Annotated in this window: 19 protein-coding genes; 8 read left to right on the plus strand and 11 right to left on the minus strand. The window is 66.9% G+C overall.

The genetic code is table 11. The annotated features are described in order from the left end of the window. Positions 1-154: 154 nt before the first annotated feature. Positions 155-1,273: a histidinol-phosphate transaminase gene (locus J1902_RS16475; RefSeq protein ID WP_207617400.1), complete on the minus strand. Its 1,119-nt coding sequence runs from the start codon at positions 1,271-1,273 to the stop codon at positions 155-157. Between the two features lie 73 nt (positions 1,274-1,346). Here J1902_RS16475 and J1902_RS16480 point away from each other — a divergent pair, with 73 nt between their 5' ends. Next, positions 1,347-1,775 carry a phage holin family protein gene (locus J1902_RS16480; protein ID WP_207617401.1) on the plus strand — a complete coding sequence of 143 codons (429 nt, stop codon included), beginning with the start codon at positions 1,347-1,349 and terminating at the stop codon, positions 1,773-1,775. Positions 1,776-1,803: 28 nt separating this feature from the next. Here J1902_RS16480 and J1902_RS16485 read toward each other — a convergent pair whose 3' ends face one another. Together J1902_RS16485 and J1902_RS16490 are read right to left on the minus strand one after the other, a co-directional pair. Then, positions 1,804-3,183 carry a hypothetical protein gene (locus J1902_RS16485; protein WP_242702127.1) on the minus strand — a complete coding sequence of 460 codons (1,380 nt, stop codon included), beginning with the start codon at positions 3,181-3,183 and terminating at the stop codon, positions 1,804-1,806. Positions 3,184-3,227: 44 nt separating this feature from the next. After that, a complete protein-coding gene (locus J1902_RS16490) occupies positions 3,228-3,539 on the minus strand; it encodes a hypothetical protein (protein ID WP_207617403.1) in 312 nt (103 codons plus the stop codon). Between the two features lie 267 nt (positions 3,540-3,806). On the opposite strand from J1902_RS16490, the gene purB reads away from it, so the two are divergent. The 4 genes from purB to J1902_RS16510 all read left to right on the plus strand — a co-directional run bounded on the left by purB (position 3,807) and on the right by J1902_RS16510 (position 11,693). Next, a complete protein-coding gene (purB, locus tag J1902_RS16495) occupies positions 3,807-5,213 on the plus strand; it encodes an adenylosuccinate lyase (protein WP_207617404.1) in 1,407 nt (468 codons plus the stop codon). Positions 5,214-5,430: 217 nt separating this feature from the next. Continuing rightward, positions 5,431-6,087, plus strand: coding sequence for a histidine phosphatase family protein (locus tag J1902_RS16500; protein ID WP_207617405.1), 657 nt, complete (start codon positions 5,431-5,433; stop codon positions 6,085-6,087). 115 nt (positions 6,088-6,202) lie between these two features. Further along, a complete protein-coding gene (locus J1902_RS16505) occupies positions 6,203-11,092 on the plus strand; it encodes an NAD-glutamate dehydrogenase (RefSeq protein ID WP_207617406.1) in 4,890 nt (1,629 codons plus the stop codon). Between the two features lie 97 nt (positions 11,093-11,189). After that, positions 11,190-11,693 carry a GNAT family N-acetyltransferase gene (locus J1902_RS16510; RefSeq protein WP_207617407.1) on the plus strand — a complete coding sequence of 168 codons (504 nt, stop codon included), beginning with the start codon at positions 11,190-11,192 and terminating at the stop codon, positions 11,691-11,693. Positions 11,694-11,719: 26 nt separating this feature from the next. Here J1902_RS16510 and J1902_RS16515 read toward each other — a convergent pair whose 3' ends face one another. Continuing rightward, complete coding sequence (locus J1902_RS16515) at positions 11,720-12,331, minus strand: hypothetical protein (protein ID WP_207617408.1); 612 nt, start codon at positions 12,329-12,331, stop codon at positions 11,720-11,722. A 114-nt stretch (positions 12,332-12,445) separates the two neighbouring features. Between J1902_RS16515 and J1902_RS16520 the strand changes: the two genes are divergently transcribed. After that, positions 12,446-12,880, plus strand: coding sequence for an acyl-CoA thioesterase (locus J1902_RS16520; RefSeq protein ID WP_207617409.1), 435 nt, complete (start codon positions 12,446-12,448; stop codon positions 12,878-12,880). Between the two features lie 56 nt (positions 12,881-12,936). Here J1902_RS16520 and J1902_RS16525 read toward each other — a convergent pair whose 3' ends face one another. Beyond that, positions 12,937-13,296, minus strand: coding sequence for a hypothetical protein (locus J1902_RS16525; RefSeq protein WP_207617410.1), 360 nt, complete (start codon positions 13,294-13,296; stop codon positions 12,937-12,939). 103 nt (positions 13,297-13,399) lie between these two features. Between J1902_RS16525 and J1902_RS16530 the strand changes: the two genes are divergently transcribed. Next, positions 13,400-13,753, plus strand: a complete 354-nt coding sequence (locus J1902_RS16530; protein WP_207617411.1) for a YybH family protein — start codon at positions 13,400-13,402, stop codon at positions 13,751-13,753. A gap of 9 nt (positions 13,754-13,762) precedes the next feature. Here J1902_RS16530 and J1902_RS16535 read toward each other — a convergent pair whose 3' ends face one another. The 6 genes from J1902_RS16535 to J1902_RS16560 all read right to left on the minus strand — a co-directional run bounded on the left by J1902_RS16535 (position 13,763) and on the right by J1902_RS16560 (position 20,265). After that, on the minus strand, positions 13,763-14,581 hold the full coding sequence (locus J1902_RS16535) for an aldolase/citrate lyase family protein (RefSeq protein ID WP_207617412.1): 819 nt from the start codon (positions 14,579-14,581) through the stop codon (positions 13,763-13,765). Continuing rightward, on the minus strand, positions 14,566-15,351 hold the full coding sequence (gene hpaH, locus J1902_RS16540) for a 2-oxo-hept-4-ene-1,7-dioate hydratase (protein ID WP_207617413.1): 786 nt from the start codon (positions 15,349-15,351) through the stop codon (positions 14,566-14,568). Before hpaH ends, J1902_RS16535 begins: the two co-directional genes overlap by 16 nt. 3 nt (positions 15,352-15,354) lie before the next feature. After that, on the minus strand, positions 15,355-16,446 hold the full coding sequence (gene hpaD / locus J1902_RS16545) for a 3,4-dihydroxyphenylacetate 2,3-dioxygenase (RefSeq protein WP_207617414.1): 1,092 nt from the start codon (positions 16,444-16,446) through the stop codon (positions 15,355-15,357). A 102-nt stretch (positions 16,447-16,548) separates the two neighbouring features. Further along, positions 16,549-18,063 carry a 5-carboxymethyl-2-hydroxymuconate semialdehyde dehydrogenase gene (gene hpaE / locus J1902_RS16550; RefSeq protein ID WP_207617415.1) on the minus strand — a complete coding sequence of 505 codons (1,515 nt, stop codon included), beginning with the start codon at positions 18,061-18,063 and terminating at the stop codon, positions 16,549-16,551. Between the two features lie 11 nt (positions 18,064-18,074). Then, the gene (locus J1902_RS16555) at positions 18,075-18,773 is read right to left on the minus strand and encodes a GntR family transcriptional regulator (protein WP_207617416.1); all 699 of its coding nucleotides are present in this window, start codon (positions 18,771-18,773) and stop codon (positions 18,075-18,077) included. Then, positions 18,766-20,265: a fumarylacetoacetate hydrolase family protein gene (locus J1902_RS16560; protein ID WP_207617417.1), complete on the minus strand. Its 1,500-nt coding sequence runs from the start codon at positions 20,263-20,265 to the stop codon at positions 18,766-18,768. The genes J1902_RS16555 and J1902_RS16560 overlap by 8 nt, the downstream gene beginning before the upstream one ends. Positions 20,266-20,423: 158 nt before the next feature. Between J1902_RS16560 and J1902_RS16565 the strand changes: the two genes are divergently transcribed. Beyond that, on the plus strand, positions 20,424-21,128 hold the full coding sequence (locus tag J1902_RS16565) for an alpha/beta fold hydrolase (RefSeq protein ID WP_207617418.1): 705 nt from the start codon (positions 20,424-20,426) through the stop codon (positions 21,126-21,128). Positions 21,129-21,172: the final 44 nt, after the last annotated feature.

Below are 21,172 nucleotides of genomic sequence, written 5' to 3' on the forward strand. Positions count from 1 at the left end.
CCCATACCGTCTCCTTGCCTGCCGCAGCCGGATGCTGAGCAATGTGTGTCACTGGGATATATGCCCAATCCGGAATGCATTCCGGATTGGGCATATATTTTGGCTTTCGTCCTTACTTTATCTGCAGTAAGCGCCGCGCGGGATTTGTTAACCGCTAGGAAGAACGTGGCGCCTTTGTATAACCCGCACATAGTTCGAGGAAACGGGTGTTGGCCTCGATCTCGCCGATGCTGACCCGGACGCCCTCGTTCCCGAAGGCCCGGACCGAGAGCGCCTGCTCCCCTGCCAATGCCGCAAATTCGCCGCTGTTCTCGCCCAGGTTGAGCCAGACGAAGTTGCCCTGGGCCTCAGGAACGAACCAGCCAAGGCTGCGCAGGCCCGCCGTGACGCGGTCCCGTTCGTCCACCAGGCTTTGTACCCTTTCGACAACCTGCTCGAAGTTCTCGATCGAGGTGACGGCGGCGCGTTCGGCGATCTGGGAGACGGCGAACGGCGTGGCGGCAACGCGCAGGTGCGGGGTCAGCTGCGGACCCGAGACGCTGTAGCCGACGCGGAGGCCCGCGAGTCCGTGGGCCTTGGAGAAGGTCCGCAGGACAATCACGTTGGGGTAGTCGCGGTACAGCTTGATGCCGTCCACGGCGTTCTCGTCGCGGACGAATTCCTGGTAGGCCTCATCGATGACCACCACGACGTCGGACGGCACCGAGTGGATGAACCGTTCCGTTTCCTCGGCGGTGAGGATGGGGCCCGTGGGGTTGTTCGGGGTGCAGAGCAGGATCACCTTGGTCCGCACAGTGACGGCGGCGGCCATGGCCTCGAGGTTGTGGCGGCCGTCCGGAAGCAACGGAATCTGCACGCTTTCGGCGCCGGCCAGGCCCACGCAGATGGGGTAGGCCTCGAAGGAACGCCAGGCGTAGATCACTTCATCGGATTTGCCGTCGTCGTTCTGCCCGGCGAAGGTGGCCAGGATCTGGTTGAGCGCGCCCAGGCTGCCTGCACCCGTGACGACGTCGTCAGCGGGAATGTCCAGGAACTTCGCGAGCGCGTTGCGCAGCTTGGTGGACATCGGATCCGGGTAGCGGTTGATGTCGGACTGATCGGCGATGGCCTGCAGCACGGCAGGGATGGGCGGCAACGGGTTCTCATTGGACGAGAGCTTGTAGCTGGTGAGGCCCTCAACCGCGGCCGGCGGTTTGCCCGCCGCGTACTTGGGAAGCCGGTCCACCACTGGGCGTGGAAGTACGCCCTCCGGTGCGTTGTCGGTAGTAGTCATGGCCTCAAGCCTACTTCGCCGTGGTGGGCTTCGGCGGACCCGTTTGGGGCAGGGAATGTGACAGCATGGGCATATGGGTTCATTCATCGTGCGTGTCCTGATCAACGGTCTGGCCCTGTGGATCGCGAGCTGGCTGCTGCCGGGGATGGACATCTCCACCTCGGCCACCACGGGCGCCGTGGCCAACGCCGGCATCACCCAGGGCAGCGACACCCTCGGCGTGATCCTCGCGTATCTCTTCATCGGCCTGATCTTCGGCGTGGTCAACGCCCTCGTCCGGCCGCTCGTCAAACTGCTGTCCCTGCCCGTCACCATCCTGACGCTGGGCCTGTTCACGATCATCATCAACGCGGCCATGCTGTACCTGACCTCCTGGCTCAGCAGTTACACACCCGTCCACCTGACCATCGACACCTTCTTCTGGACCGCCATCCTCGCCGCAATCATCATCAGCATTATCTCCCTGGTGGCCGGCAGGATCCCGGGAGCCGGCAAGCGCTGAGCCGATGGTGGCCGAGAGGCCTGCGCCGTTATCTGGGCCCGGCTTCGGAGCGCGTCTCCGGAAGCGTGGGCCGGGCCGGCGCAACAGCTTTGACCTGCTCCGGTTCCCGGGTGAGTTTGAACCGTGTCACGGTGGCCACTCCACCAGCCCCGGCCACTCCTGCGAACGCCGCGGTGGACGCCATGAGCGAGGGGTCCGAGCTGGCGGAAACGAGCCTGGCTCCGTCCGCGTAGTTCTCCAGATTGTGGGGCGGGCCGAAAAGCGAGTCGTCCCCTTCGGGCGCAGTGAGCTGCTCGGTCAAAGTTACCGTGACCCGGGCCTTGGTGTCGGGGTTGGCCAGTCCGTCGAAGCCGGGGACCCAGTCCTGCTCGTGTTCCAGGTGCAGGCTGCTGATTCCCTGTTGCGCCTCAATGCCGCCGACCGGCGAACCGGCCGTGAGCACGTACTTCAGATCGAACTCGGCAAGAAACGCCTTGTCCTGGCTCAGGTTCATCGCATGGATGCCGCCCTGGCTGTGCCCGATGGCAAGCACCTGGTCCCCGGCCTCGGCGCCGGCCGCGCGCAGGGCCTCCCTGATGGCGGCATTGGTTTCGGCCGAGTCGTAGCCTAGTCCGTCCACAATGCCGGCCTCATCCAGCGGGTTGCTGCCGCCGATTTCGTCCTCGTGCTGCGTGCCGGGGATGAGGACCACCCAGCGTTTCGTGCCTTCAGTATCGAATTCCTGGACCTCGATTTCGCCGCGGGTAGTGTTGCCCAGCTTGTCCAGGCGCCCCAGCTGTGACGCCATCGTGGCATCCACGGTTTCAATGCTTGAAGCGGACTGCGCCACGGTCACGGGCCGCGGCTTGAGGAACCCGAACCCGGGCATTCCGGTGATGGTTTTGAGGGTGGCCCGGACGTCCATGGGACCGCCAATTGCCGTTGCGAACCCGAGCGCAGCGGCCGGGATCCCCAGCAGCGTTCCAATCATGACGGGCGTCTGGGCGACCAGGCTCTCCGCAATGTCCCTGCGGCTGAAATTGCCGAAGTTGTCAGGGCGCAGACCGGATTCAATCGCCGTGTTGCGCAGCCCTGTGCGCAGTTGGAGGGCGCTCAGCCCCTCCGTGAACCCGTACTCTCTATGGCTGGCCCTGACGTCCCGGCTGATGCGATACAACTGATCGCGGACACGGCCCACCTCCCTGCCGCCCTCCCCCACGGCGATGATGGCGTTGCTGCCCGTGGTGTAGGAATCCGCCTGGTACGGGAACAACGCCTGCCGGACCGTCTCCGCCTCCCGTTCAATGTCCTGGAGCTGGCCATGCAGCTCGTCGAGGGCTGCCGCGCCGGCAAGGAGTTCCTCGAACTGGAAGGCGATTCCGCCCACCCCGCCACGGATCTGCAGGGTGCCGTCCGGTGGCGGTGCCATGGGATGGGGTGTGCTGCCGGAACCCAGCGGCGTCACCTCGGCCATCAGAATCCCGCCCGCCCGGAAGCCACCACGTTCCGGGAGTGCCGGAGCACCAGCGCCGAGGCTTCCTCCAAGGTTTCCCGGGCACGGCGCAACGACGCCGCCTGCAGGCCAATGGTGGTCCGGTACGCCCGGCCTGCCGGCGACTGCCACTGTTCCAATTGCAGCCTGCTCAAGGCCGCTAGGACGGTGTCCGCCCGGTCCGCGCAGGCCGCCATGCGCCAGGCCAACTGCTGGACCTCATGGCCGCGCGAGGCGCATTGCTGGGGGTCGAAAACCGGCGGGCTGCCCGCCTGGGTAAGGATGCCGCTCATGTCCTGCTCCTCCGGATCGTGCCGTTGCGTGGTGAAAAGATGACCGTGTGGTGCTGAATCAGACGCTACGGAGCCGCTCGGCGGTGCGGAACCGCCGTCGTCGGCTATGTGGAAAAGCCGCCGTCCAGGCCCGGGCAGGCCGCCGGACAACGGCATGTGGAGGAGAAGTCTGCGCCCAGGCGCCGCAAGGCGTTCCGGCGCCTGGGCGGGGTGGCCGGCCCGTCACCAACTCCCGGGGCCCTTGCAGATCGTGAAAGAATAGGGCCCATGGCTGATTCCGCTCGCATTTCCCTCGCATCCGAACCCCTCGCCCTCGGCGCCCTCGACGGCCGCTACCGCGCCGCCGTCGCGCCCCTCGTTGACTACTTGTCCGAGGCCGCCCTGAACCGCGACCGTGTTCACGTCGAGGTCGAGTGGCTGATCCACCTGACCAGCCAGTCCGTGCTGCCGGGCGCCGGCCCGCTGAGCGAAGAGCAGAACGCGAAGCTGCGCGCCATCGTCACCGATTTCGACGCCGCGTCGGTCAACGAGCTGGCCGAGATCGAAGCGGTCACCGTCCACGACGTCAAGGCCGTGGAGTACTACATCGGCCGCCGCCTCCCGGCGATCGGCATCGAGAACCTCACGGCCATGGTGCACTTCGGCTGTACCTCCGAGGACATCAACAACCTCTCCTACGCCGTCGGCATCAAGGGCGCCGTGGAAGAGGTCTGGCTGCCCGCCGCCACCGCCCTGGTGAAGCAGATCGAAGCGATGGCCGAGGAAAACCGCGCCGTCCCGATGCTCTCCCGCACGCACGGCCAGCCGGCCACCCCCACCACTCTGGGCAAGGAACTGGCCGTGGTGGCCCACCGCCTCAACCGCCAGCTGGCCCGCATCGCCAAGACCGAGTACCTCGGCAAGATCAACGGCGCCACCGGAACCTACGCGGCACACGTTGCCTCCGTCCCGGGCGCCGACTGGGAGGCCGTGGCCAAGTCCTTCGTTGAGGGCCTGGGCCTCACCTGGAACCCGCTGACCACGCAGATCGAAAGCCACGACTGGCAGGCCGAGCTGTACGCCGACGTTGCCCGCTTCAACCGCATCCTGCACAACGTCTGCACGGACATCTGGAGCTACATCTCGATCGGCTACTTCCGCCAGATCCCGGTTGCCGGCGCCACCGGCTCCTCCACGATGCCGCACAAGGTCAACCCCATCCGCTTCGAGAACGCCGAAGCCAACCTAGAGATCTCCAACGGCCTCCTGGACACTTTGGGCGCCACGCTGGTCACCTCCCGCTGGCAGCGCGACCTCACGGACTCCTCCTCGCAGCGCAACATCGGCGTGGCCTTCGGTCACTCCCTGCTCGCGATCTCCAACGTCGTCAAGGGCTTGAAAGCCCTGGACGTGGCCGAAGAAGTCCTCGCGGGCGACCTCGACACCAACTGGGAAGTCCTGGGCGAGGCCATCCAGATGGTCATGCGCGCCGAGGCCATCGCCGGCGTCGAAGGCATGGAAAACCCGTACGAGCGCCTCAAGGACCTCACCCGCGGCCAGCGCGTGGATGCCGCCCGCATGCAGGAGTTCGTCTCCGGCCTCGGCCTGTCCGCCGAGGCCGAAGCACGCCTGCTGGCGCTGACCCCGGGCAAGTACACCGGCATCGCCGAAAAGCTGGTCAGCCACCTGCAGTAGGACCAACACCGCACGACGGCGGGCCAGGGCTGGGTGCCCCGGCCCGCCGTCGGCGTTTAACCCCGCGGTCCCCTGCGCTCCTGCCCAGTTGCCCCGGGACGCGCCCGGCGTGTCGCTCCGGCACACCGGTGCCGCGGCTGCTTGGCTGAAAGCAACCGGGCTGGAGAGTCGCCTCCACCGTTCGCCCGGACCGCGACAAGTGAGGAGCTGAGCAGCGATGAGGCTCTTGCTGATCCGCCACGGCCAGACCCCCGGCAACGTCCTGGGCCAATTGGACACGGCTTTCCCGGGCCCCGGCCTCACCGAGCTCGGACAGCGCCAGGCCGAAGCCCTTCCGGGCGCCATGGCCGACGAGCCGATCGAGGCCATCTACACGTCCACGCTGCTCCGGACCCAGCTGACGGCCGCACCGCTGGCGAAGGCGAAGGGCCTGGACCCGGTGGTCCTGGACGGCGTCCACGAGATCGAAGCCGGTGCGCTCGAAAAGAAGACGGACCACGAATCCCACGTCCGGTACATGAGCACGGTGTTCGCCTGGGCCGACGGAAATCTGGGCGTCCGCATGCCGGGGGCCTTCGACGGGCATGCGTTCTTTGCACGCTTCGATGCCTCGGTGGCCAGGGTCGCGGCTGCGGGGCATGCGACGGCGGCCATCGTGAGCCACGGGGCGGCGATCCGCTGCTGGGCCGGGCGCCGGGCCGAGGACATCGACACCCTCTTTGCCGAGACTCACCAGCTGCCCAACACGGGCATCGTGGTCCTGGAGGGCGATCCCGGCTCGGGCTGGAAGGTGCTGCGCTGGGACGAGGTGCCGGTGGGCGGGCTCGCGATGGCTGAGCCGACGGCGGAGGACCCCACCGGCGACGCCGTGTAGCCGCTGGGAAACACTGGACGCCATGTGGCGCGGCGTCCATGATGAAGTCAGGCATGAGGCTTCCCCAGGGAACCACGGCCCGTGGTGCCGGCCCTTGCCGTGGAGGCGCAGTGGAATGTCACGCGAAACCGCGCCGGCTGCCCGGGACCGGGCTGCCGGTCTGTTCGAGGCCAACGATTCCTTCCTCGCGGACTACTACGAGCACGTCGCGGCGGAGGACCTCCAGGACTACAGTCCGGAGACCCTGGCCCGGCGGGCCCGGTACCACGCGGAACTGGCGGGCATCCGCGCTCCCGGACAGGCCGCCGTCGGGGTTCTGAATGAAACCGATGCGAGCATCGTGATGGTTGTCGCCGATGACATGCCCCATCTGGTGCACTCGGTGACGGCCGAGCTGACCAGGGAAAACGCGTCGATCCGGCTGCTCGCGCACCCGACATTCCGGGTGCAGCGCGACCCGGAAACGCATGCCTTGCTGGACATCGCTCATGGGCCGTCGCGGGCGGGTTTGCTGGCCGGGAACGCCGGCCACGCGGAGATCCCGGACGTCCGCCCGGACGAGCTGGACGGCGTCCAGGAGGGGACCACGGAGACCTGGGTGGCCGTGGAAATCGGCAGGCTATCTGGGGAATCTGGCGCCAAGGAAGTCATCGCGAACCTCCACGGGGTGCTGGCCGATGTGCAGGCAGTCGCCGAAGACCTCCCAGCTATCCACGCCCAGGTGACGGCCGCCGTCGGCTCCGTTGACGGATTCCCCAGCGGCTCGGTCCCGGCCCCGGATCAGCTCCGGGAACTGCTGCTCTGGCTGGACAACGGCAACTTCGTGTTCCTCGGGTACAGCGAATATGAGCGCACGACGGCGGGCGGCCGGGATGCCCTGCGCGTGCGGGCGGGCGCAGGGCTGGGGCTGCTCCGGGAGGACCGGCCGGAAGGCGGGACCGGTCCGGCCTCCGGCGCACCTCATAGGGAGGAGGCCGGGGACGCAAGCCTCCACGGCTCGCGGGTACTCACGCTCGCCATCTCGGATCTGCGCTCTTCGGTCCCCCGGCCCGCCTACCTGGATGAGATCCGCCTTCGGATCTTCGATGGCGGAGCCGTGGCCGGAGAGCGGCGCTTTGTGGGCCTGCTCGCCCCGGGCGCCACAGGCCAGTCGGTACGCCGCATTCCGGTGGTCCGGGACAAGGTCCTGGCCGTGCAGGAGCGCCTTGGCTTCAAGCCCGCCTCGCACCAGGGCAAGGAACTGCTGGCGGTGCTGGAGTCGTTTCCGCTCGACGAGCTGTTCCATATGGAACTGGCCGATCTGGCCCAGCTGGCCACGGAGATCCTGCGCCTGCAGCAGCGCCGCCAGACGCGGCTTTTCCTGCGGCCGGACAGCATCGGCCGCTTCATGTCCGCCCTGGTTTTCCTCCCCCGGCGCCGCTACAACACCGCGGTCCGGCTCAGGATCGAGCAGGAACTCAGGCACGCCTTCAAATCCCCGTCCATCGAGTTCGAGGTCCGGCTGGGCGACTCCCCCATGGCCCGGGTGTTCTTCCGGATCCTGCTGGGCCCCGGGAAGCCGGCCCCCGACGTCGACCCCGTGGAACTGGAGCGGCGCGTGGTGGCGGCGAGCCGTTCGTGGACGGAGGGCCTGGACGAGTCCCTCCGGGACCGCTTCCCCGCAGACGAGGCGGCGAGGCTCTCGGCGATGTGGTTCGGGGCGTTTCCGCCCGGTTACCGGGCCGACCACGACGCCGAGGACGCGGTCCGGGACATCGTCCGCTTCGAGGAATTCGACCTGGACGGGAGCGGCGGGCGCCCCGTTGACGACCCCCTGTTGACGGTCTACGTCCGGCCGGAATCCCAGCACCCGCCGGCAGAGGATGCCAGGATGCGGCTCTACCTGACCGGGGCCAAGAGCCTCACCCAGTTCCTGCCCTTCCTCCACAATCTTGGGCTTGAGGTGCTGGACCAGCACCCCTTTGAGCTGCGGCGCGGCAGCGGCCACGAGCTCTTCCTGTACGACCTCGGGCTGAAGTATCCGGCCGGCATCGACCCCATGGGAACCAGCATGCTGCTGGCGGAATCGTTCCGCGCGGCCATGCGGGGAGACATTGAATCGGACCGCTTCGACGCCCTGGTGATCAGGGAAGGTGTCAGCTGGCGGCAGGCCGTCATCCTGCGCAGCTACGCCAAATACCTGCAGCAGCTGGGCACCCTGAATTCCTATGGCTTCATGGCGGACACACTGCTTTCCAACACCCGGGCGACCCATGCGCTGCTGGCACTGTTCGAGGCCAAGTTCGTTCCCGAAATCGACTGGACCCGGCGTCTCCGCAACACGACTGCGGCCCGGAAGGAACTGATCGCCGCAATCGAGGAAATCCCCAGTCTCGACGCCGACCGGCTGCTGCGCACGTTCATGAACCTCGTGGAAGCCACGCTGCGGACCAACTTCTTCCAGGACAAGGCCCACCTGAGTTTCAAGCTGAATCCGGCGGCGATCGCCAATGCGCCGTTTCCCCGACCGAAGTACGAGATCTGGGTCTACTCCCCCCGCGTTGAAGGCGTCCACCTCCGGTTCGGCGCCCTGGCCCGCGGCGGGCTGCGCTGGTCCGAGCGAAGCGAGGATTTCCGGACCGAGGTCCTGGGGCTGGTCAAGGCGCAGAACGTGAAGAACTCCGTCATTGTGCCGACGGGGGCCAAGGGAGGGTTCTATCCCAAGCAGCTGCCGGATCCGGCCGCGGACCGGGAGACGTGGCTGGCCGAAGGCCTGGAGTGCTACCGGATTTTCATCAGCGGGCTGCTGGATCTGACGGACAACCTGGTCACGTCCGTCCGCGGCGAAGAGGTGATCCCGCCGGAACGCGTGGTGCGCCACGACGGCGACGACTACTACCTGGTGGTGGCGGCCGACAAGGGAACAGCGTCCTTTTCCGATGCCGCGAACGCCGTGGCGCAGGAGTACGGCTTCTGGCTGGGAGACGCCTTCGCTTCCGGCGGATCCGTGGGATACGACCACAAGCAGATGGGAATCACGGCCCGCGGGGCGTGGGAATCCGTGAAGCACCATTTCCGCGCGCTGGGCATGGATCCGCAGCGCGAAGACTTCACTGTGGTGGGTATCGGCGACATGAGCGGCGATGTCTTCGGGAACGGGATGCTGCTCTCGCCCCACATTCGGCTGGTGGCGGCGTTCGACCACCGGCACATCTTTCTCGACCCGGCCCCGGATGCCACGGCATCCTTCGAGGAACGCCAGCGTCTCTTCGGCCTCCCCCGCTCGTCGTGGGCCGACTATGATCCCTCGCTGATCAGCGAGGGCGGCGGCGTCCATTCCCGCAGGGCCAAGACCATCGCGATCACGGACCAGGTCCGGATGTCTCTCGGCCTGGAACCGGGAACGGCAACGCTTCCGCCCCATGCCCTCCTTCAGGCCATCCTCCGGGCACCCGTGGACCTGGTCTACAACGGCGGCATCGGAACCTACGTCAAGGCCTCCACGGAGAGCCATCCAGAGGTGGGCGACAAGGCTAACGACGCCATCCGGGTCAACGGCAACGAACTGAGGGCCAGGATCGTTGCCGAGGGCGGCAACCTGGGCATTACCCAGCGCGGACGGATCGAAGCGGCCCTGAACGGCGTCCTGCTCAACACCGATGCGATCGACAACTCGGCCGGCGTGGATTGTTCGGACCACGAGGTCAACATCAAGATTTTCGTTGACAGGATGATCGCGGCGGGGAAGATGCCCGCGTCGGAACGCGCCGGTTTCCTGCACTCCCTGACCGATGAGGTAGCCCGCCTTGTCCTGGCAAACAACGCGGACCAGAACGCCCTCCTGCTCAACGACCGGCACCTGGTGCTGGAGTGGAGCCCCGGGTTTGAGCGGATCATGGACTGGCTGGAGAAAGCCACGGACCTGGACCGCGGCCTGGAGGGCCTGCCGAGCACGGAGGAGCTCCAGGACCGGCTGCGGTCCGGCCATGGACTCACGGCTCCCGAACTCGCCGTGCTCGCCGCCTACGCGAAGATCGAACTGGCCAGGGAGCTCAGCGCCAGCGATCTTGCCGATGACCCCTGGTTCAAGCGGGTTCTCCGCGGCTACTTCCCGCGCCAGCTGTCCGAGCGCTTCGACGCCGAGCTAGACGCCCACCCCCTGCGCCGTCAGATCGTGTGCACGGTGGTGGCCAACGACATGATCAATCAGGGCGGAATCACCTTCGCCTTCCGTGCCATCGAGGAAACCACCGCAACTGCCGCGGCCGTCGCGAGGGCCTTTGTTGTGGTACGGGAGGCATACGAGCTGCGTTGGATAGTGGACCGGATTGCCGGGCTTCCCCCCGGGTTTCCCAGCGAACACGCCGCCCAGGTGGCGCTGCACATGCGCAGGCTCCTGGACCGGGCGACACGGTGGTACGTGACGCATGACCACCGGGACCAGCCCGTCGCCGAGGCCCTGGACCGGGTCATGCCCACTTTGGACCTGCTGCGGACCAGGGCCGTGGACTTTCTGCGCGGCTCCGATCGCGACATCGTCCATGACCGGCTGGCGCATTTGGACGACGTCGGCCTGCCGCGGGATTTGGGGCGGCGCGTCTCAGACCTGCTCGAAAGTTTCGCGCTCCTGGACATTTCGCTGGTGTCGGAGCAGGTAGAGGAACCCATCACCACGATCGCCGATCTTTATTGGGCGGTTCTTCAGCGGATCGGTGCGGTGAGCCTGCTGCTGCGCATCACCGACCTTCCCCGGCACAGCCGCTGGGAGGCTCTGGCCCGGGCGGCCCTGCGTGATGACGTCTACTCCGCCGTGGCGGACATGACGTTGTCCGTCTTGCAGACCACCCAGGGCGGTGACTTCGCGGACGCCGACAGTATGGAACGCATTGTGGCGTGGGAGCGCGGACACCAGGAGCAGCTGGCACGGATCAAGGACACGTTTGCCGAAGTGACCAAACCAGGGGACGTGGACATCGCCTCAATCTCCGTGGCATTGAAGCTGCTGCGAACCCTCGTCCGCCGGTAGCCCGTAGTTCTCCGGACGCTTACGCCGAGGAAACACCACGGTAACCACGGCTTCCTAGGCTTGATGTGCATAACCCCTCCGGCGAAAGAGGCTCGCGATGCAGACCAATCCACGGCTCAACATCAGGCAGGTCACCTGGGCCAACCCTGTGGGCGCCGACCTCCGGGCTGCACAGCAGGCAGAGCTGGACGGCCGCTTCGGCACCACCGAGCACGAGCCGGGACCGGCGCCCTCGGAGGCGGACACCGCCGTTTTCGTGGTGGCCTATGAAAAGTGCTCGGGCCAGCCGCTCGGCTGCGGCGGGCTGCGGATGCTGGATGCTTCGACGGCGGAAGTCAAGCGCCTCTACGTGGTGCCGTATGCGCGGGGTTCGGGAGTAGCGAGCTCCATCCTGGCCGCCCTCGAAGCCCAGGCGCACGCCCATGGCTTCACGGTGATCGCTGCAGAGGCCGGCTCGGCGCAGTCGGACGGGCGCAGTTTCTATCAGAGCGCCGGTTTTGCCGAGGTGCCCAACTTCGGACCGTATGTGGGCATCAGCGGATCGCACTGCTACTCGAAGCACCTCGACTCGCACAGCGCTTCGCACACGGCCATGGCGTAGCGCGCCGATCCGGACGAGCAGGCGCGCTACGATACCCAGTACTTCTGCACCTTGCCCGCAGCCTCCGCCAGGAGCCCGCCCTCGATCACCACTGACTGCTCCGCCATGCCGAGGTCATCCCACTGCACCACAACGCGGATGTCACCTTCGGCCGGCAGCGGCCACAGCCAGAGCGTGCTGTTGGACACTGCGTGGCTGTCGCTGCTTGAGCCGCCTCCACCACCCGAGCGCAGCAACACCGGCCCGGCCACCGGTTCGGTGCCGTCAAACATGCCGGGGTGCAGCTGCGTGGTGGTTGTCTTGCGCCCGTCAGCGAACGCGACACCGATCCGGAGGCCGCCGTCGTCGGGATAGGCATTCGCCCGGTGGGGATGATCAAAGGACCGGCCGGTCAACAGGCTCCATTCCCGGTCCGTTTCCTTCGCCCTGCGCACGCTCCAGACAAGGTTGATCCAACAGCCCGTGGAAAAGACTTCGACGCTCTTCACGGCCATCACCATCTGCCCGGAGCGCTTGAGGAACTGTCCCACCGACACCACCTCGGGCAGCTCGTCAGGCGGCGGCCCCGACCAGGCCGGCGGCACGTTCTCGGGCTGGCGCGGTCTGTCCGGGACGGGCACGTCATCAAAGAAGGACATGCCAACATCCTTGCACCCGGTGTCAAGGCCCGCATGGTCGCCGCAAGCCCCCACACCGCCGTCGCAGACGTGACGGAATGGAGGCGCTGCCGCGGCCTCGGCTAGTCTCGCATTATGGAATCGGCAGACATCACTTTCCGCACCCGCAAATGGGTGCGCCCCGAAGATCTCAACGCGAACGGCACGCTGTTCGGCGGGAGCCTGCTGAAGTGGATCGATGAGGAGGCCGCGATCTACGCGATCCTCCAGCTGGGCAACGGCCGCGCCGTCACCAAGTACATCTCCGAAATCAACTTCGTCAGCTCGGCCGTGCAGGGCGACCTCATCGAGATGGGCCTGACGGCCACGCGCTTCGGCCGGACGTCGCTGACCATGCGGGCAGAGGTCCGCAACATGATCACCCGCCAGAGCATCCTGACCATCGAGGAAATCGTCTTCGTGAACCTCGGCACCGACGGCCGACCCGAGCCGCACGGCTACACCGAAATCACCTACGACCGCGACCGCATCCCCACGCACCACCTGACCCAGTCGCTGCACGAGGACTGAACGCCCGGCGTCGGGCCCTGGCGCGGCCGGCGTAGGCCCCCATCATCACCGCCAAGTCATAACAGGTCAGCTCCGGCGCGGTAGAACCAATCCACCGGGTACCCGAGGTCCTCGAGATTGAGGAGTATTGGCTCCGGATGGAACGTGTAGATAGTCCAGTCGAGGTGATTGCTCCCTTGGATGGCGACGCGATCTGAGACAAACCCGGGGGCCCTGAAGAGTTTCGTCACCTCGGCCCGATCGACACGCCACGGACCCACAAACCGGCCGAATCCAAACCGCGCCCGGAATTCCAACTGCCTCCGTGTGGCCACCAGCTCGATCAAGGGCACCGTGGCGCTGAACCGCTGATTGTTGAATCCGACAACCACGCGGTAAGGCTCATTACCCATGCCATCGGGAGACACCCTGTTCATGGTGCCGACCTTACAGAACGTACAGCCAACGTGGAACGGAAAGGTCCAGACCGAGGCGCCGCCCACCGTTGAACCCGCCCGCTCACGGGAGTACAACGGAGGAATGAGCGACGTAAACTCGTGGATGGACCAGTACGAACGGGCGTGGACTTCCAACGAACCCGACGACATCCGGGCACTGTTCACCGAGGACGCGGTGTACTCCACCCGGCCGAACTCCGAATCTCCGTGGCGGGGCCACCAGGAGATCGTGGAGGGGTGGACCGAGGCCGGGGACCAGCCGCATGACTGGACCTTCGAGTGGACCCTGCTGGGCCAGGACGGCGATGTTGCCTTCGTGCAGGGCCTCACCACATACCTCAACGGCGAGCCCACTTACGACAATCTCTGGGTCATCCGCTTCGCCCCGGACGGCCGCGCCCGCGAATTCACTGAATGGTTCATGGCGCGGGAATAGCCCGAAGGGTCAGTAGCTCGCGCGCGGCCCGCCGCCGTCGGGCGTTTCCTCATGCTCGGGGACGAACGTCGCCGCCAGCTGCTCGCTGCCGCGCGCCAGCATCGCCACGTCCGCGCCGACCAGCACAAACGATGCCCTGGCTTCCATGTACGCACGCGCGGTCGCCTCGTTGAAGGCGTTCACGCCGGCAGGCTTCCCAGCCACCTGTGCAGCAGCAAGGCAGTGCTCGACGGCGGCGCGCACCTGGGGGTGTTCCTGCTGTCCCAGCAGGCCCATGGAAGCGGCGAGGTCCGAGGGCCCCAGGAAAATGGCATCGACGCCGTCAACGGCCAGGATCTCCTCCACGGCCGCCGCTGCAGCTTCGGTCTCGATCTGGACCGTGAGGCTGATGGTCTCCGAGGCCCGGGCAAGGTAGTCCGGGATCCGGTTCCAGCGGGAGGCACGGGCCAAGGCCGAGCCGACGCCGCGGACGCCGTGCGGCGGGTAGCGGACCGCGGCGACGGCGGCCTCAGCCTCGGCCGCCGAGTTCACCATGGGGATGAGCAGGTTCTGCACGCCCAGGTCAAGGTACTGCTTGATGAGCACGGTGTCGTTGACCGGCGGCCGCACCATGACCTGCACGGGGTAGCCTTTGACCGCCTGCAGCTGGGCGAGGATGGATTCGAGGCCGTTGGGGCTGTGCTCGGCGTCGATCAGGAGCCAGTCCAGGCCGGACCCGGCGCAGATCTCGGCCACCAGGGGGCTGCCGGAGCACACCCACATGCCGGCGAGCGGCCGGTCCACGGCGGCCAGTGCGTCCCGGAAGGTGTCTCCTACTCGAACTGGCATGTCACGACTCCCAACGGTCCGTAGTCCGCGTGCACGGTATCCCCTTTGTACACCCAAAGCGGCCTAGTGAAGGAGCCGGCCAGGATGATGTCGCCGGCCTTCATCCCGTCGCCGTGCGGCGCGAGCTTGTTGGCGAGCCAGTGCACCCCGTTGGCCGGGTGGTCCAGCACGCCCGCGGCGACTCCGGTTTCCTCCACGGTCTGGTTCTTGTAGAGGATGGCCGAGACCCAGCGGAGGTCGACGGCGTCGGGCTTCACCGGGCGGCCGCCCACCACCATGGCGCCCATCGCGGCGTTGTCCGCGATGGTGTCCACGATGGTCCGGCCCTCCATCTCGATCCGGGAGTCCAGGATCTCGAGGGCCGGAACCACGTAGTCGGTGGCATTGAGGACGTCGAAAATGGTGCAGCCCGGGCCTTTGAGCGCGTCCTTCAGCACGAACGCCAGCTCCACCTCCACCCGGGGGTGCGTGTACTTGTCCCACTGCACCGCGCAGCCGGTTTCCAGCACCATGTCATCGAAGATGGCACCGTAGTCCGGCTCGGTGATGCCGGTGGCGGCCTGCATGGCCTTGGACGTGAGGCCGATCTTGCGCCCCACCAACGTGCGCCCGGCCTCCTCGTTCCGCCGCCGCCACAACTGCTGCACGGCGTAGGAATCCTCCACCGTCATGTCCGGGTAGCGGGCGGTCAGGCGGGGAACCGGCTTGCGGTTGCGGCCGGCGTCGAGCAGTTCGTCGGCGATGGCTTCGATCGTCTTCGCGTCCAGCATGGCTTAGACCTGGGCTCCCAGCTTGAAGCCCTCGACGGCGGTCGGCTCACCGGAGGCGTCGTCCTTGCGCGTGTAGGAGAAGCCGTCGGCGCCCACGGTGACGGCCATCTCGCTCTTTTCCTCCCGGACGATGACCGGCTGCGGCTTGCCGTCGAGGTCCAGGACCAGGGAGGCCTCGGTGTACCAGGACGGGACCACGGGGTTGCCCCACCAGTCGCGGCGCTGGTTGTCGTGGACGTCCCAGGTGACGGTGGGGTTGTCCGGGTCGCCGGTGTAGTAGTCCTGGGTGTAGATCTCGATGCGGTGGCCGTCCGGGTCCAGGATGTAGAGGTAGAACGCGTTGGACACGCCGTGGCGGCCGGGACCGCGTTCGATCCTGTCCGAGATGCGCAGGGCGCCCATCTTGTCGCAGATCTGGATGATGTTGTGCTTCTCGTGCGTGGAGAAGGCGATGTGGTGCAGGCGCGGGCCGTTGCCGCCGGTCAGGGCGGTATCGTGCACCGTCTGCTTGCGGTGCATCCACGCGGCGTACGTGACGCCGTCGGAGTCCTTGATGTCTTCCGAGACGCGGAAGCCGAGGTCCTCCAGGTACTTGCGGCCGCGCGGGACGTCCGGGGTGACCTGGTTGAAGTGGTCCAGGCGGACCAGCTCGCCCGCGGAGTAGAGGTCGTAGCGCTGGGTGAGGCGCTCCACGTGCTCCACCTCGTAGAAGAACTCGTACGGGAAGCCCAGCGGATCCTCGACGCGGACCGAATCGCCCACGCCCTTGGTGAAGCCTTCCTTGCGGCGCTCAACCCGGCAACCGAGCTCCTTGTAGTACGCCTCGGCAGCGTCCACGTCTTCCGGCGTGCGGACGCGGTACGCGAAGGCCGCGGCGGCCGCAACGGGGCCCTTGCGCAGCACCAGGTTGTGGTGGATGAACTCCTCGAAGGAACGCAGGTAGATGGTGTTCTCGTCCTCCTCGGTGACGTGCAGGCCGAGCAGGTCCACGTAGAACTCGCGGGACTTGGCGAGGTCCGTGACCACCAGCTCGAGGTAGGCGCAGCGGACGATGTCCGGGGCCGGGACGGAGGGGGTGGGGACGAAGTTTGTCATGATGGTCTCTCTTCTTTGAAAGGGTCAGTGGGATGGAGTTTGTGTACAGATATGGCCCTTATGAGGGGTATTTAAGGGCGTTATCTGTACATAAACTCGGGGTTACGCGCCGAACTTGGGCGTGTGGACGGAGCCGAGCGTGATGTGCACGGCCTGCTGGTCGGTGTAGAAGTCGATGGAGCGGTAGCCGCCCTCGTGGCCCAGGCCGGAGGCCTTGACGCCGCCGAACGGGGTGCGCAGATCCCGGACGTTGTGGCTGTTCAGCCACACCATGCCGGCCTCCACGTTCTGGGAGAAGTTGTGGGCCCGGCTCAGGTTCTGGGTCCAGATGTAGGCCGCCAGGCCGTACTTCGTGTTGTTCGCCAAAGCCAGCGCCTCGTCGTCGTTCTCGAACGGGGTGATCGCGACGACCGGGCCGAAGATCTCCTCCTGGAAGATCCGCGCGTCAGGCGCGACGTCGGCAAACACCGTGGGCGCGATGTAGTTGCCTTCGGGGAGGTGCTCCGGGCGGCCGCCGCCGGCCAGGAGCCGGCCTTCGGACTTGCCGATCTCCACGTACGAGGCCACCTTGGCGAAGTGCTCCGGGTGGACCAGGGCGCCCACCTGGGTCTTGGGGTCGTGCGGATCGCCCACCACGATGTTCTTGGCCCGGGCGGCGTACTTTTCGCAGAACTCCTCATAGATGGGGCGTTCCACCAGGATGCGGGAACCGGCGGTGCAGCGCTCGCCGTTGAGCGAGAAGACGCCGAACAGGGCGGAGTCGATCGCGGCGTCGAGATCGGCGTCGGCGAACACGACGCACGGCGATTTGCCGCCCAGTTCCATGGACAGGCCCTTGAGGTTGGCGGCGGCGTTGCGGAAGATCGTCTGGCCGGTGGTGGTCTCGCCCGTGAAGGAAATCAGGGGGACGTCCGGGTGCTTGACCAGTGCGTCGCCGGCTTCCTCGCCGAGGCCGTTGACCAGGTTGAAGACTCCGTCCGGCAGGCCGGCGTCCTTGAAGATCTGCGCCCACAGTGAGGCCGAAAGCGGCGTGAATTCGGCAGGCTTGAGGACCACGGTGTTGCCGGTGGCCAGCGCCGGGGCCAGCTTCCAGGACTCGAGCATGAACGGGGTGTTCCACGGCGTGATGAGTCCGGCGACGCCGATCGGCTTGCGGTTGACGTAGTTGATCTGCGAGCCGGGGACCTTCATGGCGTCGTCGAACTGGGCGACGATCAGGTCGGCGAAGAAGCGGAAGTTCTCCGCGGCGCGCAGGGCCTGGCCCTTGGCCTGCGTGATCGGCAGGCCGGTATCGAAGGTTTCGAGCTCGGCGAGCCGCTCTTCCTGGGCCTCGACCGCGTCGGCGATCTTGTTCAGCACGCGGGCACGTTCGCGCGGCTTCATCCTCGGCCACGGACCGTTGGTGAACGCTTCGCGGGCGGCGGCGACGGCGAGATCGATGTCTTCCTTCTGGCCAGCCGCGGCCGTGGCGTAGTTGGTGTTGGACACCGGGTCCAGGACGTCGAAGGTCTTGCCGGACACGGAATCCACGAACTCGCCGTTGATGTAGTGCTGGATGTGGGTGGGCAGGTCCTGGGGGACGTAGTGGGTAGTGGTTTCAGGAGCAGTGAACGTCATTGTTTTTCTTCCTAACTGGCGGCGGTGGGTGCGGTGGTTGTCTGGGCGAGGTACGCATCCAGGGTGGCGGCGCGGTGGCGGCGGGCGGCGTGTTCGATCGTGTCGGCGTCGGCGTTGCTTTCGATGAGCTGCAGCAGCGCCTCGTGTTCGTCCACGGAGTCGTGCGCCCGGCCGGGGACAAAGCGGAACGTCGAGGACCTCAGCGAGGCGAGCCGGTTCCAGCCGCGGTGGACCAGGTCCAGGATGTGCGGGTTGGGGCAGTGTTCAAAGAGGACGCTGTGGAAGTCCTGGTTGAGCGCGGTGAAACGGACGGGGTCGAAATGCTCCAGGCACTCGCGCATCTCCTCGTTCACGGCACGCGCCCGGGCGATGTCCGCGGCACCGATCAGGGGGGCGGACAGTGCCGTGGCGGCGCCTTCGACGATGCTCAGGGTCTGCATCGTGTACAGGTACTCTGTCGGATCGATGCCGGACACCGTGGCGCCGACGTTCCGCTCGAACTTCACCAGCCCTTCGGCTTCGAGGCGCCGGATCGCCTCGCGGACCGGGACCACGCTGACGCCGAGGTCCTCGGCAATCTTGGCGAGCACCAGCCGGTAGCCCGGCGTGTAGGCGCCCTCTACGATCCGGGCCTTGACGGCGGCATACGCCTGCTCGGATTTGCTGCCCAGCTTGCTGCCGGCGGAAACGCCGACGGCGGTGTCAGTCACTGTGCGCCCCTCCCCATTCCTCGTACTTGGCGCGCCAGACGGCGTTGAGCGGGTAGAGCCCGTCCACGCTGTGGCCCTCCTGGACCATCTGCGCGATGAACGTTTCCTCGCGCTCCTGGGCGATCGAGTCGTCCGCGAGTTCCTCGGCGAGGGCCGGCGGGATCACCAGGATGCCGTCGGCGTCGGCCACGATGATGTCTCCGGGCTGCACGGTGGTGCCGCCGCAGGCGATGGTGATGTCCGTGTCCCAGGGGATGTGGCGCCGGCCCAGCACCGCCGGGTGGGCGTTGGCGAAGTACGTGGGCATCTCCAGCTCCGCCACGGCGGTGAAGTCGCGGACGCCGCCGTCGGTGATGATGGCGGCGGCGCCGCGGACCTGGGCGCGCAGCGCGAGGATGTCCCCCACGGTGCCCGTGCCCTTCTCGCCGCGGGCCTCCATGACCAGGATTTCGCCGTCGTTAACGGAATCGATGGCGCGCTTCTGTGCGTTGAAGCCGCCGCCGTGCGTCTTGAAGAGGTCTTCACGGTTGGGTACGTAGCGCAGGGTCCGGGCGAGCCCGACGACGCGCCGGTCCGGGCGGGTGGCCTGCAGGCCGTCGATGCTGACGTTGTCCAGGCCGCGCTTGCGCAGCTGGCTGGAGAGGGTGGCGGTGCAGACGCTTTCGAGCTTTTTCTTCAGTTCCGGTGTCAGCACGAAGGCGGCGGCTGTCTGCAATGGGGCGAGTCCCGCTGCTTCGCGCGAACCGTACGCCTCTTCCCGCTGCGCGTCATCAGCCTTGGGCCGGGCACCAAAGCCGGCGAACGGCGTCGTGCCTTCCACGACGGCGGTGGCCAGGCGGCCGCTGCTGAAGTCACCGGCGGTGACCTCAACCTCGACGACGTCGCCCGGCTTGGCGACGGAGGCGCCGGCCGGGGTGCCGGTGAGGATGATGTCGCCGGGTTCCAGGGTGAGGAGCTGGGAGAGGTCCGCGACGAGTCGGGCGAAGGGGAACAGAAGGTCTTCGGTGGTGTCGTCCTGGACGAGCTCGCCGTTGTGCCAGGTGCGGATCCGCAGTTTTGTCGGGTCCACGGAGTCAGCGGCGATCAGTCCCGGGCCCACCGGGGTGAAGCCGTCGCCGCCCTTGGAGCGGACGTTGGAGCCTTTGTCCGCGTAGCGCAGATCGTAGACGCCGAGGTCGTTGCTGGCGGTGACCCATTCCACGCGGCTCCAGGCCTCCTCGACGCTGACGCGGCGGGCGGCGGTGCCGATGACGAGCGCAATTTCGCCCTCGTAGCCGAGCAGTTCGCAGCCGGCGGGGCGCTCCACGGTGCCGGGGTTCTCGGCAGACCCGAGAGCCAGCGAGGAGGATGGCTTCAGGAAGTAGGAGGGCTGTTCCGGGGTGCGTCCGCGCTGGGCGGCGCGGCTGGGGTAGTTGATGTGGACCGCAATGACCTTGCGCGTCCGGGCCAACATGTCCTGCGTCAGTTCCGGGGTGGTGGATCCCTCGGTCACAGCGCCTCCTCTTCATCGAGCGTCGTCGTCTGACTTCATCAAGTACGAAATCGTATACGAAATACTATGGCGCGGGAATCACTGGACGTCAACCCCCTTTTTCGGGCGCTTCCGCGAAGTGCGTGCATTCTGTCGGTGGCCCGTCGTAGGGTACCGGCATGGACATCATCCTGGTTCCCGGATTCTGGTTGGACGCGTCGTCTTGGTCGGAGGTGACTCCACCGTTGATTGCCGCGGGGCACCAAGTGCACCCGCTGACCCTCCCCGGGCTTGAATCGCCCGGGGCACCACGCGCCGGCATTGGACTGCGCACCCATATCGACGCCGTCGTTTCGAAAGTGGACGCCCTTGACGGCAACGTAGTGCTGGTGGGCCATTCCGGCGGCGGCGCCATCATCCACGGCGTGGTCGATTCCCGCCCGGACCGCGTGGCCCGGGCCGTCTACGTGGACAGCGGCCCGCTGGGAGAGGGCGGCGTCATCAACGACGAACTGCCCGATGAAGGGGACGAGATCCCGCTGCCGCCGTGGGATGGCTTCGAGGAGGCTGACCTGGTGGACCTCGATGAGGAACTGCGCACGGCCTTCCTGGCCCGCGCCATCCCCCAGCCGAAGGGCGTCGCCGTCGAGCAGCAGCACCTCCACGACGTCCGCCGCTACGACGTCCCGGCCACGGTCATCGCCTGTGAGTTCCCGTCGTCCCTCCTGACGGAGTGGATGGAGTCCGGTCACCCGTTCGTGGCTGAACTGGCCCGCATCAGGGATGTCGAGCTCGTGGACCTGCCCACAGGCCACTGGCCGCAGTTCACCAAGCCGGCCGAGCTTGGCGCCGCGATTCTTGCCGCCGTTGAGAGGACTGCGTGACGTAGCCACGGGAAGCCCGGCGGGCGTGGATGCAGTTCACAGGC

The sequence above is a fragment of the Arthrobacter cavernae genome (assembly GCF_017368795.1).
GTDB lineage: Bacteria > Actinomycetota > Actinomycetes > Actinomycetales > Micrococcaceae > Arthrobacter > Arthrobacter cavernae.